Raw genomic sequence first — 16,797 nt, forward strand, 5'->3', positions numbered from 1 at the left:
ATGGCTAAGAACCTGGTCCCCTCCGACGCCCAGTTGGAGATCACTCAGATCAAGTCCGCCATTGGCGGCAAGCAGAACCAGCGCGACACCCTGCGGTCCCTCGGCCTGAAGCGGATCGGACACACCGTTGTCCGCACCGCCGATGCCGTGACCGTTGGCATGCTCAACACGGTTCCGCACCTGGTAAAGGTAGAGGAGGCGAAGTAAATGGCAGAGAACACTGCTGATAAGGCACAGGCTGCTGACAAGCAGAACGCCCTGAAGGTTCACCACCTGCGTCCCGCTCCGGGTGCCAAGACCGCCAAGACCCGTGTTGGTCGTGGTGAGGCATCCAAGGGTAAGACCGCCGGTCGCGGTACCAAGGGTACTGCTGCCCGCTACCAGGTGAAGGCTGGCTTTGCCGGCGGCCAGCTGCCGCTGCACATGCGCCTGCCGAAGCTGCGTGGCTTCAAGAACCCGTTCCGGGTTGAGTTCCAGGTTGTAAACCTGGACAAGCTCAGCGAGCTGTTCCCGGAAGGTGGCGCAGTCACCGTGGAGAACCTGGTCGAAAAGGGTGCCGTTCGCAAGAACCAGCCCGTCAAGGTGCTGGGCACCGGCGACATCACCGTCAAGGTTGACGTCACCGCCCACGCATTCTCGGCCAGTGCCGCTGAAAAGATTGCTGCAGCAGGCGGAAGCACCACCGCCCTCTAAGGGACGGCGCCAGCTGTTGAACTCCCGGTATCCATGGGCTAAGGCCCCGGATACCGGGAGTTCTCCATATCCGCCGGACGTATTTTTCCCGCCTTCCGGCGCATGGGCGCCGGCACGGATTGTTCGCACGGCACATTGAACCGTTAGACTCGGTTGTCGGGATTTATCAAGTTCCGCCACCCCACTCTTATTGACACCACAGGAGGACGCTTGCTTAGCGCATTTGGCCGGGCCTTTCGCACGCCTGATCTGCGACGCAAGTTGTTGTTCACGCTGGGAATCATCACCATATTCCGCTTGGGTGCTTTCATTCCCTCGCCAGGTGTGAACTACCAGAATGTCCAGCAATGCTTGCAGAACGGTCAGACCGCCGGCGGGCTGTACCAGCTCGTTAACCTCTTCAGCGGCGGTGCGCTGCTCCAGGTGTCCATCTTCGCCCTGGGCATCATGCCCTACATCACGGCGAGCATCATCGTGCAGCTGCTCCGGGTGGTCATTCCCCGGTTCCAGCAGCTCTACGAAGAGGGAGCGTCGGGCCAGTCCAAGCTGACCCAGTACACCCGCTACCTCACCATTGCGCTGGGCCTGCTCAACGCCACCACCCTGGTATCGCTGGCCCGCTCCGGGCAGTTGCTTCCCGGCTGCCAGCTTCCGATCATCCCGGATACCAGCATCATCACCACCATCCTGATCATCATCACGCTGACGGCCGGCACGGGCCTGATCATGTGGATGGGCGAGCTCGTCACGGAGAAGGGCGTGGGCAACGGCATGTCGCTGCTCATCTTCACCTCCATCGCCGCGCAGTTCCCCACCTCGCTGGGTGCCATCTGGACCTCGCAGGGTCCCGGGACGTTCTTCATCGTCCTGGCCGTGGGCCTGCTCACCGTGGCACTGGTGGTCTTCGTGGAGCAGTCGCAGCGGCGCGTTCCCGTCCAGTACGCCAAGCGGATGATCGGCCGGCGCACCGTGGGCGGCACCAGCACCTACATTCCCATCAAAGTGAACATGGCCGGCGTCATTCCGGTGATCTTCGCTTCCTCCATGCTCTACCTTCCCGGGCTGATCGCTCAGTTCAACCAGCCCCGGAACGGCGAGCCAATGCAACCGTGGGTTGAATGGATCAACAACAACCTCACCCGCGGTGACCACCCGATCTATATGGCGGTTTACTTCGTCCTGATCGTGTTCTTCACCTACTTCTACGTCGCGATTACCTTCAACCCTGAAGAAGTCTCAGACAACATGAAGAAGTACGGCGGCTTCATTCCAGGTATCCGCGCCGGCAGGCCGACCGCTGACTACCTGCAGTACGTGCTCTCACGGATCACCCTGCCCGGCGCCCTCTACCTGGGCTTCGTGGCACTGATCCCGCTGGTCGCACTGGTACTGATCAACGCGAACCAGAACTTCCCGTTCGGTGGCACCTCGATCCTGATCATGGTGGGCGTTGGTTTGGAGACCGTAAAGCAGATTGATGCGCAGCTACAACAACGTCACTACGAAGGGCTTTTGCGATGACGAGAATGCTGATTATTGGACCTCCCGGTTCCGGAAAAGGAACGCAGGCAGAGCGGATCTCAGAACGCCTCGGCGTTGTGGCCATCTCTACCGGCGACATCTTCCGTGCCAACGTGAAGGGTGAAACCCCGCTGGGCCTCGAGGCCAAGAAGTACATGGACAACGGGGACTTCGTTCCGGACAGCGTGACCAACAAGATGGTCCGCGACCGCCTGGGCGAGTCCGACGTCGAAAACGGCTTCCTGCTGGACGGCTACCCGCGCACCACCGCGCAGGTGGACTACCTTGACGAGATCCTCGCCGATGGCGACGAGAAGCTCGACGTGGTCCTGCAGCTGACCGCCGATGACGAGGAACTGGTCCACCGGCTGCTCGGCCGTGCCAAGGAAACGGGCCGGAGCGACGACAACGAAGCCGTCATCCGCCACCGCCTGGACCTCTACCACGAGCAGACCGAAGCCGTGGTGGCGAAGTACGCCGAGCGCGGCATCCTCACCCAGGTTGACGGGATCGGTCCCATCGACGAAGTTACCAACCGCGTGATGCAGGCCATCAAGGCCGCACAGGCAGCCTGACCCAGGCGACCGGTTTATCGAGGCTCCTCCCGGCATCCGGGAGGAGCCTCAGCCATTTGAAAGGAAACACCATGGCCTTCGGCCAGCCCCGGATCGAATTCAAGAACAACGCCCAGATGCGCACCATGCACGAGGCCGGCCTGGTCCTAAGCCGTGCACTTGATGCCGCCGTTGCCGCCGCGGTGCCGGGCGTAACCACCAAGCACCTGGACGACGTCTTCGCCGCCGTCCTCAACGAGGCTGGCGCCAAGTCCAACTTCCTGGGCTACCACGGCTTCCCGGCCACCATCTGCACGTCCGTCAACGAGGAAGTGGTGCACGGCATCCCCGGCAGCCGCGCCCTGCAGGACGGCGACATCATCTCCATCGACGGCGGCGCGATCGTCAACGGCTGGCACTCGGACTCCGCGCGCACGGTGATCGTGGGAACCGCGGACCCCGAGGACCAGCGGCTCTCCGACGTCACCCGGGCAGCCATGTGGCGGGGGATCGCGGCGCTGGCCACCGGCACTCATGTGGGGGACATTGGCGCCGCCATCGACGACTACGTCTCATCCGTTCCGGGCAAGCCGTTGGGCATCCTGGAGGACTACGTGGGCCACGGCATCGGTTCCGAGATGCACATGGCCCCGGATGTCCTGAACTACCGCACCAACCACCGCGGTCCAAAGATCAAGCCGGGCCTGTGCCTGGCCATTGAGCCCATGCTGGTGCGGGGCAGCATTGACACCGCAGTCCTGGACGACGACTGGACCGTGGTCACCACTGACGGCAGGCGGTCCTGCCAGTGGGAGCACTCCGTTGCGGTCCACGAAAAGGGCATCTGGGTGCTGTCAGCGCCCGACGGCGGCGCGGAGCACCTGGTGCCCCTCGGCGTCACCCCGGTGCCGATTCCGTAGTTTGGGGCCCGGCAGCCCAACCAGGTAGCGCCAGGTGTCGTTTTGATCCGCCAAACGACACCTGGCGCTACTCAGTTGGGGCAGGAGTCAGGACTTCAGCTTCGGCTTCACGTCCTTGTCGTAGATGCTCTGCAGCGTGTTCTTCAGGTCCGTCATGGTGGACTTAACGTCGCCCTGCTGGGTGAGGATCTTCGCGGCAGCCTTTGCCATTTCCTGATCGGCGCCGGGCAGGAACACCCGGGCGTTGTCCTGGACCTTTGTTACTGAGAGCTGGTCCATGGCGGTCTTGATCTGCGGCGTCTTGGCCAGGACGGCCGCCATGTCCGCCGACTTGCGGGTGGGCATGTAGCCGGTGGCTGCGGAGAACTCTGCAGTGCTGGCCGGCTGGGTGACGAAGTCCAGGAACTTTCCGGCCGCGAGCTGCTCCTCTTTGGTGATGCCGCTGGGAATCCCCAGGCCCGCGCCGCCGGTGGGGCACACGTTTGACTGCGCCTTGGGCCCACCCGGCAGGAAACCAACGCCCACATTGAACTTGGCGGACTTCAGGATGCCCAGCAGCGAACCGGTGGAGGAAATGGTGGTGGAGGTCAGGCCGGCAGAGAAGTCATCAGCGGCTTCCTTGGACGAGACGCCTGCCCACTTGTCCTTGTAGATCGAATCCTGCGCCCACTGCAGCGCGGCCACGGATTCGGTGGAGTCGCACGTGATGTCCCATTCCTTGGACCAGCCGCCACCCCAGCCCCACAGCATGTTCTGCAGCGTCCAGCCCGCGTACCCGGCGAGGGCGGGATAGATGTAGGCGTACTGCGCGCCCGAGCTGGCCTTCAGCTTGGGAGCCCACTGGCTGAATTCGTCCCAGGTCTTCGGTGCCCGGTCCGGAAGGCCCGCCGCCGCGAAATGGTCCTTGTTGTAGTAGAACAGCGGCGTTGACCGGCCGTACGGCAGCGCCCACTGCTTGTTGTCGTACTTGTAGTCATTCACCAGCGACTGCTGGAAGTCGTCCATCCTCATGTCCAGCTGCTTGATCAGGCCGTCAACGGGAATGATGCTGCCGTTGGTGTAGTAGCGGAACCACCAGACGTCGGACAGGACCACCACACCCGGCAGGCCCGACTTTGCCGCCTGGGCGGTCTGGAACTTCTGCGCGATTTCCTCGTAGTTGGCCCCGGCGGTCACCAGGTTGACCGTGATGTCCGGGTTCTTGGCGTGGAATTTCTCGATCAGGCTCTTTTCCACGTCCTGCGACTGGCCAGGGTGGCTGGACCAGAAGTCGATCTTGGCCGCCGGCTTCACGTCCTTGAAGTCGATCTCGGCCGCCTGGGAGGTAGCCTGGCCGCCGCCGGTTGTGGAAGGTCCGCCGCATGCGGCAAGGGCAGCGGCAGAGGCGGATACCCCTGCCAGGCCCAGGAAATGCCTCCGGTCCAGGTGCAGTGTCATGACAGTTCCTTTCGGTTGGTGCCTTTGTAAGGGTTGGAAAGTACGACGGCGGCCGGCAGCTTAGCCGGTCACGCTGCCCTGGGTGAGGCCCGCAACGATGTAGCGCTGCAGGGCCGCGAAGATGATCAGGATGGGGACGATGACCAGGACTGCCCCCGCCATGAGGACACCCCAGCCGGCAGCGTTGCTTTCGTTGTTCTGCAGCAGGGTGAGCCCGACGGGCAGGGTCATGGTTTCCGGCCGGTCCGTGATGATGAGCGGCCAGATGTAGTCATTCCATTCGGTCACGATGGTCACCAGCGCCACCGTGGCGATGGACGGGACCGAAACGGGAACCACGATCTGCCACAAACGGCGCCAGTGGCCGGCACCGTCCATCTCCGCCGATTCCAGGATGGAGGCGGGGAGGGTGCGGAAGTGCTGGCGCAGCAGGAACGTTCCGAACGCGGTGCCAAGGCCGGGAAGGATGATGCCCCACAGGGTGTTCTTTCCACCGATGCCCGCGATCAGGATGAAGTTGGGCAGGATGGACACCTGCGGCGGCACCATGAGGGCCACGAGGATCAGCAGGAAGATGAAGTTCCGGAACGGGAAACGGACAAACACCAAAGCGTAGGCCGTCAGGATGGCCAGCAGCACCTTGATGGTGGCCCCGGCCAGCGTGACGATGGTGCTGTTCAGGAAGAACTGCCCAAACGGCACCGTGGTCATGGCGGTCCGGTAGTTCTCCAGGTTCAGGCTCTCGGGAAGGATCTTCAGGTCCGTGGTGACGATCTCGCCGGACTGCTTGAAGGAGCTCAGGACCATCCAGAGCAGGGGCAGGAACACCACCAGGGTGGCCACGAGCAACGGCAGGTAGCCGCCCACCACGGTCCGGATCAGGTTGCGGCGCGAGAAGGGGCGGTCGCGGTGAAGACCTGGCTCAGGTGCGACGGCGGGAGCTGTGGGGTCGGGACTGACCGGGGACAGGGAGGTCACGAGTAATGCACCTTTCGTTCCACGAACCGCAACTGAAGCACGGTGATCACCAGGAGGATGGCGAACAGGACCACGGAAATGGCTGCCGAGTAGCCTGCCCTGTTGTAGGCGCCGAAGGCCTGCAGGTAGGCCTCGTAGATCAGGGTGCTGGTGCCGGTGCCCAGGGGTGTCATGATCCGGATGAGGTCGAAGGCCTGCAGTGAACTGAGCATGGTGGTGATCAGGAGGAAGAACGTGGTGGGGGACAGCAGCGGCAGCGAGATGCTGGTGAACCGGCGGAATCCGTTGGCGCCGTCAAGGGACGCGGCCTCCATGACATCCTGCGGAAGGGACTGGAGTCCGGCGAGATACACCACCGCGCAGTAGCCCAGGTTCTTCCAGACGTACACCAGGATCACCATGACCAGCGAGAGCTGGGGATCATTGATCCACTGCGGGCTCTGCTGCCCGATGCCGCGCAACAGCCAGGCCAGGACGCCGTAGCCGGGGTCGAAGATGAACAGCCACACCAGGCCCACACCGACGCCGGAGAGGACATACGGGGCAAAGACGGCCGACCGGGCGAACGTGGTGCCACGGATCTTCGCGTTCAGGGCAAGCGCCACCAGCAGGCCCAAAACCATGGAACCACCCACCGTAACCAGCGTGAACACGGCGGTGGTCCCCAGGACTTTCGGTGCGTCATTGCTGCTGAAGAACGTGACGTAGTTAGCGAGGCCAACCACCGTTGCGGTGGGGGAGCCCAGGGTCCAGTCCAGCGTGGAGTAGTACATATTGCTGAACAGCGGACGGTAGGTGAAGACGGCGATCAGCACCAGGTTGGGCAGCGCCATGGCGAGGAAAACGAAGAAGTCCCGGCGGGTCCGCGCGGTCCACCGCCGCTTTGGGACTTTCGCCGAGCGGCCCGGAGGCCTCTTGGGTTTGGCGGCTGGATGCGGGGCGAGTTGACGGGTCATGCGTGTCTCTCCCGGGTTGGGAGCCTGCTTGTGGCCGGCCCTGGCTTGATCTAGGCACTACTACACCAGACCGTCAGAGGGCTGAAACCCGCATATGCCCTTGTCAGGGGACTGTTATCCAAGGCTTCGTCGCCCGTTAACGCTGTGTTGAATGCAGTCTCGCACAAAGTTTCCCAATGCGGCAGGGGCACGCCCGCGGAGGGGAGAATAGGGGGATGGGAAGCATCACCGACGTTCCGGGCATCCGGGTAGGCCACGTCCAAAGGGACAGCGGAGGCTGGCTGACCGGCGTCACCGTGGTCCTGCCGCCCCCGGGCACGGTGGGTTCGGTGGAAGTCCAGGGCGGCGGACCGGCCACCCACGAAACGGATGCGCTTGACCCCACCACCTTGGTCAGCACCGTGGACGCCGTGGTGCTCACCGGCGGCAGCGCCTACGGGCTGGCGTCTGCTTCCGGCGCCCAGCGCTGGTGCGAGGACAACGGCAGGGGTTTCGCCGTTCCCGGCGGCGTCGTGCCCATCGTTCCCGCCGCGGCCATCTTCGACCTGGGCAGGGGAGGGGACTTCACAGCACGTCCGACGCCGGAGATGGGCTACGCGGCAACGGCCGCCGCGGCGGCACAAGAGGAAGGGCACGACGTCGGGCGCGGCAACGTCGGCGCCGGAACCGGTGCACTCCTTGGCAGGACCTATAAGGGCGGCGTCGGCACGGCTTCGATCACGCTCGAGAACGGGGTGGTCGTCGGTGCCCTTGCCATCGTCAACGCCCTGGGGCTGCCGACAGTAGAGCACTCTCTGCTCAGGGAGTCAGCAGCTGGACCGCCGCTCAACACCACCCTTGTCGTCGTCGCCACCAATGCTGTTCTTGATGTTGCCGAGTGCAAGCGGACTGCCTCGGCTTCCCATGCCGGGATCGCCCGCGCGCTGAACCCCTCCCACACCCTTGCCGATGGCGACACTGTTTTTTGCCTGGCAACCGGCGCCCTCGCACTCGACCGCAGCGATGAAGCTGCCCGGCAGCTCAGCCTGATTACGCTGCAGAGTGCGGCAGCCGACGTCGTCCGTTCAGCCATCCTGGACGGGGTGGCCAGTGCTGAGGGCATCAGCACGGCAGCGGGTGAATATGGTGCGTACCGCACCGCGTAGGCTACTATGGCCGATTTAACTTTTACCGGCCAAGAGGGTAGTGTTGTTTGTTGGTTGTCTGGACTGCCACGCCCTTTTGGGCCTGGAGCCGGCAATCGATCCAACAAAAACGTTCGTGGTCATGCCCGGTGCAATCCGGCGGGGCTGCGGCAACAACAGTTAGCGGAGGGTATGGCCAAGAAGGACGGGGTCATTGAGATCGAAGGCGTTGTGACCGAGGCGCTGCCTAACGCGATGTTTCGCGTTGAGCTCACCAACAAGCACATCGTTCTGGCACACATCTCTGGAAAGATGCGTCAGCACTACATCCGGATCCTCCCCGAGGACCGCGTAGTGGTGGAGCTGAGCCCGTACGACCTCACCCGTGGTCGTATCGTCTACCGCTACAAGTAAATTGCTGGGCGGCTTCAGCGCACGCTGACCGCCGCTCCAGTTGACCACACTGCTACACGCAAAGGAACGCCATGAAGGTCAAGCCGAGCGTCAAGCAGATCTGCGAAAAGTGCAAAGTGATCCGCCGTAATGGCCGGGTCATGGTGATCTGCGAGAACCCGCGCCACAAGCAGCGCCAGGGCTAATTTCCTTCCCTGAAGGAAATCCTGGGTTGCTAACCCACGCAAGTAAATAAAGGCAGCACAAGCTGACTTGGGACGTATGGAGCCCGGGCAGCTAACCCCCGGTCGGAGGCTGGGGCCGCACGGAACGTGCGGGTGTACTGCCTACGACCTCCGGTTTATCAAGGAGTACTGCCACTATGGCTCGTCTCGCTGGCGTAGACATTCCCCGCGAAAAGCGGCTGGAAATTGCGCTTACTTACATCTACGGCGTGGGCAAGACCCGTGCACACGAAACCCTGGCTGCCACGGGCATCAGCGCTGACGTTCGCGTCAAGGACCTGACTGACGCCCAGCTGGTTGAGCTGCGTGACTACATTGAAGGCAACTACAAGGTTGAGGGTGACCTTCGCCGCGAAGTAGCAGCAGATATCCGCCGCAAGGTTGAAATCGGCAGCTACGAAGGCCTGCGCCACCGCAAGGGCCTGCCCGTACGCGGTCAGCGTACGAAGACCAACGCACGTACCCGCAAGGGCCCGAAGCGTACCGTCGCCGGCAAGAAGAAGGCCCGTTAAAATCCCCGCCCGGGATTTACGGACTTTCCCCAATAACTTTCTGTAGGAGAAAAAATGCCCCCGAAGACTCGTGGCGCGGTTCGCAAGCCGCGTAAGAAGGACAAGAAGAATATCGCGCTTGGCCAGGCGCACATCAAGAGCACCTTTAACAACACCATCGTTTCCATCACGGATCCGTCCGGCGCTGTTATTTCCTGGGCTTCCTCCGGTGAGGTTGGCTTCAAGGGCTCGCGCAAGTCCACCCCGTTCGCTGCGCAGATGGCTGCCGAAGCCGCTGCCAAGCGTGCGCAGGAGCACGGCATGCGCAAGGTAGACGTTTTCGTCAAGGGACCGGGTTCCGGACGCGAAACCGCCATCCGTTCGCTGCAGGCTGCAGGCCTCGAGGTTGGCTCCATCCAGGACGTCACCCCCGCAGCGCACAACGGCTGCCGCCCGCCGAAGCGCCGCCGCGTCTAATTCTTTTCCGCAGCAGGAGCTTGCCCGGACCAGTGATGGTCCGGGCAAGCCCAGCGCGTTAAGTCTTCAGACCGAATTTCCACCACCTGTGTTGCGTCATATAGCGGATGCTCGCCGAAAGGAAACCTAAGTGCTCATTGCACAGCGCCCCACCCTCTCCGAAGAGGTAGTCTCCGAAAACCGTTCGCGTTTCATCATCGAACCGCTGGAACCGGGCTTCGGCTACACCCTCGGAAACTCCCTCCGCCGTACCCTGCTCTCCTCCATCCCCGGTGCTGCCGTAACCAGCATCCGGATCGATGGTGTGCTGCACGAGTTCACCACGGTTCCGGGTGTCAAGGAAGATGTCACCGAGATCATCCTTAACATCAAGAGCCTGTCGGTTTCCTCCGAGCACGACGAGCCTGTCGTGGCTTACCTGCGCAAGCAGGGCCCCGGAGTCGTCACCGCCGCGGACATCGCTCCGCCGGCCGGCGTCGAATTCCACAACCCGGATCTGCACATCGCCACGCTGAACTCGAAGGGCAAGTTCGAACTCGAACTGACCATCGAGCGCGGCCGCGGCTACGTTTCGGCAGCTCAGAACAAGTCCGGCGATGCAGAGATCGGCCGTATCCCGGTCGACTCCATCTACTCGCCGGTGCTGAAGGTTACTTTCCGCGTGGAAGCAACCCGTGTTGAGCAGCGCACCGACTTCGACAAGCTGATTGTCGACGTCGAGACCAAGCAGGCCATCGCCCCGCGCGATGCTGTTGCTTCCGCAGGCACCACCCTGGTGGAACTGTTCGGTCTGGCCCGTGAGCTGAACACCGCAGCTGAAGGTATCGAGATCGGCCCGTCGCCCACCGACGCTGCCCTGGCAGCCGATATGGCACTGCCGATCGAGGATCTGGACCTCACCGTCCGTTCCTACAACTGCCTCAAGCGTGAGGGCATCCACACCGTGGGTGAACTCGTTGCCCGCTCCGAGGCTGACCTGATGGACATCCGCAACTTCGGTGCAAAGTCCATTGACGAGGTCAAGGCAAAGCTGGTTGAACTGGGCCTGTCCCTCAAGGACTCGCCTCCCGGTTTTGACCTCGCAGCACGCGCCGCAGCAATCGAAGAGGACGACGCCGCCTTCGGCGACGACGAACTCTAAACCAGACCTTGGCCGGCGGGCAGCACCATGGTGTGCCGCCCACGGCTTCCACATGAGGAGAAACAATTATGCCTACCCCCACTAAGGGTCCGCGCCTCGGCGGCGGCCCGGCTCACGAGCGCCTCATGCTCGCGAACCTGGCAGCATCCCTGTTCGAGCACAAGCGGATCACCACCACGGTCACCAAGGCCAAGCGCCTGAAGCCGTACGCAGAGCGCCTGGTCACCTTCGCCAAGCGTGGCGACCTCGCCTCCCGCCGCCGCGTTCTCGGCCTGATCAGCAACAAGGGCATCGTCCACGAGCTGTTCACCGACATCGCCCAGGCTGTGGAGAACCGCGACGGCGGCTACACCCGCATCACCAAGATCGGCAACCGCAAGGGCGACAACGCTCCCATGGCTGTCATCGAGCTGGTCCTCGAGCCCGTTTCCGCCAAGCAGGCCGTCGTAGCCGAAGCTACCTCTGCTGCCAAGCGCGATGCGGACAAGAAGGAAGCCGCTGCTGCTCCCGTTGCTGAAGAAGCTCCCGAGACTGAAGCTGCCGAGGCTCCGGCCGAAGAGGCTCCCGCCGCTGAAGAAGCTGCAACCGAAGAGGCTCCCGCCGCTGAGGAAGCTGCAGAAGCTCCGGCTGCCGAAGAGAAGGACGCGAAGTAATTCGCTGATTCTCTTCGCATAGACTTAGGTCTGTGAACCACCAGAAACCCGCGGCCCCCGTTCCAGGGGGCGGCGGGTTTTTGCGTATCCGGATTGATCTTTCCTACGACGGCGGCCCGTTCAGCGGGTGGGCGCTGCAGCCGGGGCTGCGCACCGTCCAGGGCGTCCTGGAGGAAGCCCTGCACCTCCTGGTCCGGCGGCCCATCCGCGTGACTGTCGCCGGGCGAACCGATGCCGGGGTGCACGCCCGCGGCCAAGTGGTCCACCTGGACCTCACCGAAGACGAGTGGCAGGGACTGCCGCGCGGCCACGAACTGGATCCCGCCGTCGCCATGATGCGCAGGCTCCGCGGTGCGCTCAGCCGTGTCCTGGGCGACCTGACCGGTGCGGTGGAGGTGCACCGGATCTCGCCGGCGCCCGTGGGCTTTGACGCCCGCTTCTCCGCCCTCTGGCGCCGCTACAGCTACCGCATTGCGGACGGGCCGGCCCTGTGGGACCCGCTGGAGCGGTACTTCACGTTGTGGCACAAGAACCCGCTCGACGTGGCGCTCCTGAACGAGGGGGCGTCCAAGCTGCTGGGCCTGCAGAATTTCCTGTCCTTCTGCAAGCCGCGGGAAGGCGCCACCACCATCAGGGAACTCCAGCGGTTCGAGTTCCGGCGCGGCGAGGACGGCGTCATAGTGGCCACGGTCCAGGCTGATGCGTTCTGCCACAACATGGTGCGGGCGCTCATCGGCTCCGCGCTGTACGTGGGTGAAGGCGTTGAGGAGCCGGGCTGGCTGTATGAGCGGCTGCTGCTGCAAAAACGCGACGCCAAGTCGGTCCTGGCCGCCCCCCACCCGTTGGTGCTGGAGGAAGTGGCTTACCCCTCGGACAGCGAGCTCCTGGCCCGCGCCGAACAGACCCGCGCCCTCCGCGAACACTGACCCCCACCGAGTGCTCCCCACCGGCCCCAGCCCTCGCAAGCTCGGGCCGGGGCCCTCGCCGACGTGGCCCAACTGCCGTTTTCAAGGCTCAAAACGGCAGGTACGGAGCAATCGGTCTACTAGAACGCGGGCGGCGGGCCCTCGGCCGGCAGCGTGACCGTGAAGGTGCTGCCCTGGCCCTCGCCGCTCTGGCAGGCGATGGTGCCCCCGTGACGCTCCACGATCATCCGGGTGATTGAAAGGCCCAGGCCGGCGCCGGGGATGGCGGCCTTTTGGGCGGACTCGGCGCGGAAGAAGCGGTTGAAGGCCCTCGCCGCGTCCTCGCCGGTCATGCCCATCCCGGTGTCCGTGACGCTCAGCCGGACCCACTGGCGGTCCGCGTCCGCACTGATGCTGACCCTGCCGCCGTCGGGGGAGTACTTGATGGCATTGGAGACCAGGTTGTCCAGCACCTGCCCGATCCGGAGCGGATCAGCGTAGGCCCACAGCGGTGAGGGGACCTCGGCGGCGATCTCCACGTGGGACCGTTGCGCCAAGGCCTGGGCCGAACCCACGCTGGTCTCCACCAGGCTGGCAAGGTCGGTTCGCTTGGGGTGGACGTTCAGGGTGGTGGAGGCCGAGGCGGTCAGGTCGGCCACCAGGTCCAGCAGCCTTTCCGCGTTGCGCTGCACCACGAGCAGGCGCTGGGCCACGGGCTTGGGAAGGTTGCCGGCGTCGTCCAGCACCAGGTCTACGTTGCCCAGGATTGAGTTCAGCGGGTTCTTGAATTCGTGCGAGACATTGGAGACCAGTTCCTGGTTCGCTGCCAATGATTCCACCCAGCCGGTGACGTCGCTGTAGACCACCACAGCCCCGGTCAGCTGGCCTTGTTCATTGACCAGCGGGCGGGCGGCGGTGGAGACGGCGCGCTGGTCCGGGCCCTCGCCGGCCCACACTAGATAGTCCGCGAAGGACTCGCCCGCCATGGCCCTGTTAATGGGGCGCCGGTCATGGGGGAGCAGGGTGCGGCGGTCCTGTCCGAAGATGAGCTGGTGCCCCTGGCCGGGAACCGCGTCATCCGCCCCGGTGGCACGGCGGAAGTTGCGCTGGCGGCTGTTGGAGACCAGGAAGTGGCCGGAGCGGTCGACGGCGGCAATTCCGACGTCGGTGGCGTCCAGTACCGTCTCCAGCAGCTTCTCCCGTTCCCGGCTTGCGGCCAGCAGGTCCCGGAGTTCACGGTCCTTGTCCGCGAGCTCGGCCTGCTGCTGCCGGAGACTCACGCTCGCGAACCGGATGGCCAGGGACACCGCGAGCATCATGACGGGGAAAAGAACAGCGCTGGTGATGTCGGACGCCGTGACGTCGGGGAAGTGGGCCACCACGGAGGGGACCATGATCAGGAAAGGTCCCACGAAACTGAGTACCAGGCTGCTGCGCGCCAGCATGCCGGAGGCGGAGAGCCAGATGACCGGGAAGACCACCAGCACCGCCAGTCCCGGCAGGAGCGGTGCGGCGCCGTTGCGCAGGAACCCGATGGCCGCGAAGTCCAGCACGGGGATCAGGAGGTAGGGGGGGTGTGCCAGCCGTTCCCAGGGCACCAGGAAGCAGCCCAGGAACAGGACTGCGTGAAGGACGATGCCGGCCATGTACAAGGGGCTGTGCACCAGCGTGGGCCAGGCGAAGGGGGTTGCCACGGCAATAGCCGCAACAATGAGCGTAAGGGGGAGTTGGCACAACGCCACCTGGGCGCGGGTGCCAAGCCGCCGGAAGATGCGGCCGGGGCCCCGGTGGAACAACGGCTCAGCCATGTTTTTGACTCGTACCCCTTTACGTCCGGAAAGCGGGTGCGCCAAGGTGCAGCAATTCCCCCCGGTTACCTTGGTATCCACCCTTTCCTTTGGATATTGCACATGTCTTGTCATAATAATTGACTTTTCAATTTTCAGCGCCGACTCGGGTGTCATCAGCCCGGCTTACTAGTAGCGTATAAATGGTTGGAGCGGGATTGGCATTGGCGCTGGGCCAATGGGGGGCCATTTCCGCCTGGCGCAGGGATAGCAATGGACGATCTTGGTGTAGCTGTGGTCATCGAGGATGACGACGACGTACGCAACCTCCTTGAAGGTGTTTTGACCCAGGCGGGCTTCGAAGTGCATACAGCTGTTGATGGGCGGGCCGGGGTTGAGGTGGTCCGCAGTAGGCAGGCCAACGTTGTGACGCTGGATATCGGCCTGCCGGACATTGACGGGTTCGAGGTCCTGCGGCGGATCCGCAACTTCAGCAACGCCTACGTGGTGATGCTGACGGGCCGGACCGACGAACCGGACCTGCTGTCCGCCCTGAACGCAGGGGCGGATGACTACATCGCCAAACCCTTCAGGCCCAGGGAACTCAGGGCCAGGGTGGCAGCAATGATGCGCAGGCCCCGCCACGAGGCCACTGGGCGGAATACGTCACAGTGGGGGCAGGCCGCGGCTCCTGCTCCCATACAGCCCGAGCCCGGGGTCCTGCAGCACAACGGGCTGCTGCTGAACCACCGGACGCGCACGGTGGAGATCAAGGGCGAGCCGCTGGGCCTGACCCGCAGCGAATTCGATCTGCTCCATGTCCTTCTGAAGGGCGGCGGTGCCGTGTGCACCAGGGCTGACCTGGTGCGGGCAGTACGGGGCGATTTCTACGACCGGGACACGTACATCAGCGAGGCGGATGAGCGCGCCGTGGAGGTCCACGTAGGGAACCTGCGGCGCAAGCTCAAAGAGGACCAACTGTCCCCGCGCTGGCTGCAGACGGTCCGTGGGGTGGGGTACCGGCTGGCGCCGCGCCGGCCGGACGATGCGTAACGGCTAGCCGTTTTCCAGGATGTAGGTTGCCTGCAGTTCGGACACAGTCCGTGCCCCGTCCAGGGCCACACCGGCCATCAACGCCTGGCCCTGGGCAAAGTCACCTTGCCGGATCAGGCCTTCAAGAAGTTCCGCGAGCCTGGCCAGCCGCAGCCCGCCGACCATGGCGGAGCTGATCTTGAGGCTGATGACGGCATCCAGGGCAAGGTCCTCGTCCCGGCTCTCCACTGCTGTTCCCAGCCGGGCCAGCCGCAGGTCCCACATGGCGGCGTAGTCACGGGCGAACCGCTGCGCCAGCCCGGATCCGGCCAGCTCATCTTCGAGTTCCTCCAGCACGGCGGCATCAACCAACGGCAAGCGAGCGGCCTCTTCCAGCAATGGGGCCGCGTCGGCGGCGGGAAGGGGAGCGGCGGGCAAACCGACCCCGGACAGCGGGTAGTCCGCAGCGGGGCTCTTTCCGCTGGAACCGGGATCGGGACTGTTCATTGTTCAAGGCTACTTCCTGGAATTCCTTCGGCGTCCGTTTTCTTATCATTCTGTGTAAACCTTGAGGCAACCTTGCCGCCGCACTGAGTATCCTTACTGGCCGCTGAAGGTCACCACTGCATTGATCACGGCCGGCCCCAGGATGGCGATAAAGAGGACCGGGAAGATAAAGAACAACAGCGGGAAAAGGATCATGACGGGCAGCTTCATGGCCTTTTCCTCGGCCCGCTGCCGCCGTTTGACGCGCATGACCTTTGCCTGGACCCGGAGGACCCGGCTGATGGCGATTCCGTAGGTATCGGCCTGCACCACGGCCTGCACGAAGCTGCGCAGTTCCGGGATGTTGGTCCTTTCGGCGAGGGCGATGTAGGACTCGCGGCGGCTGCGTCCTACCTGCATGTCCTGCAGGGTGCGGACCAGTTCCTCGGCCAGGGGGCCTTTGCCGTTCTCGCCGGCCCGGGCCATGGCGCCTTCAAAGCCGAGTCCGGCTTCCACTGAGATGAGCATCTGGTCCAGGGTGTTGGCCAGTTCCAGCTGCATGGCCTTCTGCCGCTCCTGGCCCTTGCTGTACAGGAGGAGGTCCGGGATGAAGTAGCCCAGGACAATGAGGAACAGGCCGGCGAGCTTCATGAGGGGGCTCGCGCCGATGCTGACGAGCCAGAGTCCCGCTGCCAGGCCAGCCGTCCCAAGGCCCAGTTTGGAGCCCAGCACCTTGCCCATCGGCATGGACGCAGGGCGGCCGGCGAGGGCCAGGAGCCGGTCCAGGAAGGCGACGTAGCCAGGCGGTGTCAGCCGGCGCCCCACGGTTTCGAGGATGCCCGGTTTCCCGGCAGGGGCAACGAGGGCCGCCGGAGCTCCCCGGCCCAGCAGTTCAGCGGCGGCGATGCGCCCCTGCTTGTCCACTGTCAGCATGGACCATGCCAGGGCGGCCACGGGAATGCAGACCAGGAGGACGGAGAGGAAGACGATCAGGTTCATGGGGT

At 64.1% G+C, this 16,797-nt stretch carries 20 protein-coding genes; 14 read left to right on the top strand and 6 right to left on the bottom strand.

The window, feature by feature from the left end:
* The 5 genes from rpmD to map all read left to right on the top strand — a co-directional run bounded on the left by rpmD (position 1) and on the right by map (position 3,688).
* Positions 1 to 207: a 50S ribosomal protein L30 gene (gene rpmD / locus ACR65K_RS02000; RefSeq protein WP_009358731.1), complete on the top strand. Its 207-nt coding sequence runs from the start codon at positions 1 to 3 to the stop codon at positions 205 to 207.
* Positions 208 to 693: a 50S ribosomal protein L15 gene (gene rplO, locus ACR65K_RS02005; RefSeq protein WP_440151152.1), complete on the top strand. Its 486-nt coding sequence runs from the start codon at positions 208 to 210 to the stop codon at positions 691 to 693.
* Between the two features lie 210 nt (positions 694 to 903).
* Positions 904 to 2,214, top strand: coding sequence for a preprotein translocase subunit SecY (secY, locus tag ACR65K_RS02010; RefSeq protein ID WP_056334276.1), 1,311 nt, complete (start codon positions 904 to 906; stop codon positions 2,212 to 2,214).
* A 5-nt stretch (positions 2,215 to 2,219) separates the two neighbouring features.
* Positions 2,220 to 2,789, top strand: a complete 570-nt coding sequence (locus ACR65K_RS02015; protein ID WP_200830555.1) for an adenylate kinase — start codon at positions 2,220 to 2,222, stop codon at positions 2,787 to 2,789.
* Positions 2,790 to 2,860: 71 nt separating this feature from the next.
* The gene (gene map, locus ACR65K_RS02020; protein ID WP_440151153.1) at positions 2,861 to 3,688 is read left to right on the top strand and encodes a type I methionyl aminopeptidase; all 828 of its coding nucleotides are present in this window, start codon (positions 2,861 to 2,863) and stop codon (positions 3,686 to 3,688) included.
* Positions 3,689 to 3,775: 87 nt separating this feature from the next.
* On the opposite strand, the gene ACR65K_RS02025 is transcribed toward map, so the two are convergent.
* The 3 genes from ACR65K_RS02025 to ACR65K_RS02035 are packed head-to-tail and all read right to left on the bottom strand — an operon-like array spanning position 3,776 to position 7,059.
* Positions 3,776 to 5,125, bottom strand: a complete 1,350-nt coding sequence (locus tag ACR65K_RS02025; protein WP_440151154.1) for an ABC transporter substrate-binding protein — start codon at positions 5,123 to 5,125, stop codon at positions 3,776 to 3,778.
* A 60-nt stretch (positions 5,126 to 5,185) separates the two neighbouring features.
* Positions 5,186 to 6,103, bottom strand: a complete 918-nt coding sequence (locus ACR65K_RS02030; RefSeq protein ID WP_056334289.1) for a carbohydrate ABC transporter permease — start codon at positions 6,101 to 6,103, stop codon at positions 5,186 to 5,188.
* Positions 6,100 to 7,059 carry a carbohydrate ABC transporter permease gene (locus tag ACR65K_RS02035; protein ID WP_307088786.1) on the bottom strand — a complete coding sequence of 320 codons (960 nt, stop codon included), beginning with the start codon at positions 7,057 to 7,059 and terminating at the stop codon, positions 6,100 to 6,102. Before ACR65K_RS02035 ends, ACR65K_RS02030 begins: the two co-directional genes overlap by 4 nt.
* A gap of 215 nt (positions 7,060 to 7,274) precedes the next feature.
* On the opposite strand from ACR65K_RS02035, the gene ACR65K_RS02040 reads away from it, so the two are divergent.
* The 8 genes from ACR65K_RS02040 (at position 7,275) to ACR65K_RS02075 (ending at position 12,509) form a co-directional block, all read left to right on the top strand.
* Positions 7,275 to 8,204, top strand: a complete 930-nt coding sequence (locus ACR65K_RS02040) for a P1 family peptidase (protein ID WP_440151155.1) — start codon at positions 7,275 to 7,277, stop codon at positions 8,202 to 8,204.
* A 171-nt stretch (positions 8,205 to 8,375) separates the two neighbouring features.
* Positions 8,376 to 8,597, top strand: coding sequence for a translation initiation factor IF-1 (infA, locus tag ACR65K_RS02045; RefSeq protein ID WP_009358723.1), 222 nt, complete (start codon positions 8,376 to 8,378; stop codon positions 8,595 to 8,597).
* Positions 8,598 to 8,668: 71 nt separating this feature from the next.
* Entirely contained in the window at positions 8,669 to 8,782 is a 114-nt protein-coding gene (rpmJ, locus tag ACR65K_RS02050) for a 50S ribosomal protein L36 (protein ID WP_009358722.1), read from the top strand.
* A gap of 176 nt (positions 8,783 to 8,958) precedes the next feature.
* A complete protein-coding gene (rpsM, locus tag ACR65K_RS02055; RefSeq protein WP_003803743.1) occupies positions 8,959 to 9,333 on the top strand; it encodes a 30S ribosomal protein S13 in 375 nt (124 codons plus the stop codon).
* Between the two features lie 54 nt (positions 9,334 to 9,387).
* Positions 9,388 to 9,789 (top strand): 30S ribosomal protein S11, encoded by a 402-nt coding sequence (rpsK, locus tag ACR65K_RS02060; RefSeq protein WP_018760435.1) that lies wholly within the window; start codon positions 9,388 to 9,390, stop codon positions 9,787 to 9,789.
* Between the two features lie 130 nt (positions 9,790 to 9,919).
* Positions 9,920 to 10,930 carry a DNA-directed RNA polymerase subunit alpha gene (locus tag ACR65K_RS02065; RefSeq protein WP_013601812.1) on the top strand — a complete coding sequence of 337 codons (1,011 nt, stop codon included), beginning with the start codon at positions 9,920 to 9,922 and terminating at the stop codon, positions 10,928 to 10,930.
* Positions 10,931 to 10,998: 68 nt separating this feature from the next.
* A complete protein-coding gene (rplQ, locus tag ACR65K_RS02070; protein ID WP_056334298.1) occupies positions 10,999 to 11,583 on the top strand; it encodes a 50S ribosomal protein L17 in 585 nt (194 codons plus the stop codon).
* A gap of 32 nt (positions 11,584 to 11,615) precedes the next feature.
* Positions 11,616 to 12,509 (top strand): tRNA pseudouridine synthase A, encoded by an 894-nt coding sequence (locus tag ACR65K_RS02075; protein WP_056334301.1) that lies wholly within the window; start codon positions 11,616 to 11,618, stop codon positions 12,507 to 12,509.
* 119 nt (positions 12,510 to 12,628) lie between these two features.
* Here ACR65K_RS02075 and ACR65K_RS02080 read toward each other — a convergent pair whose 3' ends face one another.
* The gene (locus tag ACR65K_RS02080) at positions 12,629 to 14,296 is read right to left on the bottom strand and encodes an ATP-binding protein (protein WP_440151156.1); all 1,668 of its coding nucleotides are present in this window, start codon (positions 14,294 to 14,296) and stop codon (positions 12,629 to 12,631) included.
* Positions 14,297 to 14,548: 252 nt separating this feature from the next.
* Between ACR65K_RS02080 and ACR65K_RS02085 the strand changes: the two genes are divergently transcribed.
* Positions 14,549 to 15,328, top strand: coding sequence for a response regulator transcription factor (locus tag ACR65K_RS02085; protein ID WP_440151157.1), 780 nt, complete (start codon positions 14,549 to 14,551; stop codon positions 15,326 to 15,328).
* Positions 15,329 to 15,331: 3 nt separating this feature from the next.
* On the opposite strand, the gene ACR65K_RS02090 is transcribed toward ACR65K_RS02085, so the two are convergent.
* Together ACR65K_RS02090 and ACR65K_RS02095 are read right to left on the bottom strand one after the other, a co-directional pair.
* The gene (locus tag ACR65K_RS02090; protein ID WP_440151158.1) at positions 15,332 to 15,814 is read right to left on the bottom strand and encodes an Hpt domain-containing protein; all 483 of its coding nucleotides are present in this window, start codon (positions 15,812 to 15,814) and stop codon (positions 15,332 to 15,334) included.
* Positions 15,815 to 15,907: 93 nt separating this feature from the next.
* Complete coding sequence (locus tag ACR65K_RS02095) at positions 15,908 to 16,792, bottom strand: type II secretion system F family protein (protein ID WP_440151159.1); 885 nt, start codon at positions 16,790 to 16,792, stop codon at positions 15,908 to 15,910.
* Positions 16,793 to 16,797: the final 5 nt, after the last annotated feature.

It is taken from the genome of Arthrobacter sp. SAFR-179 (genome assembly GCF_059414945.1).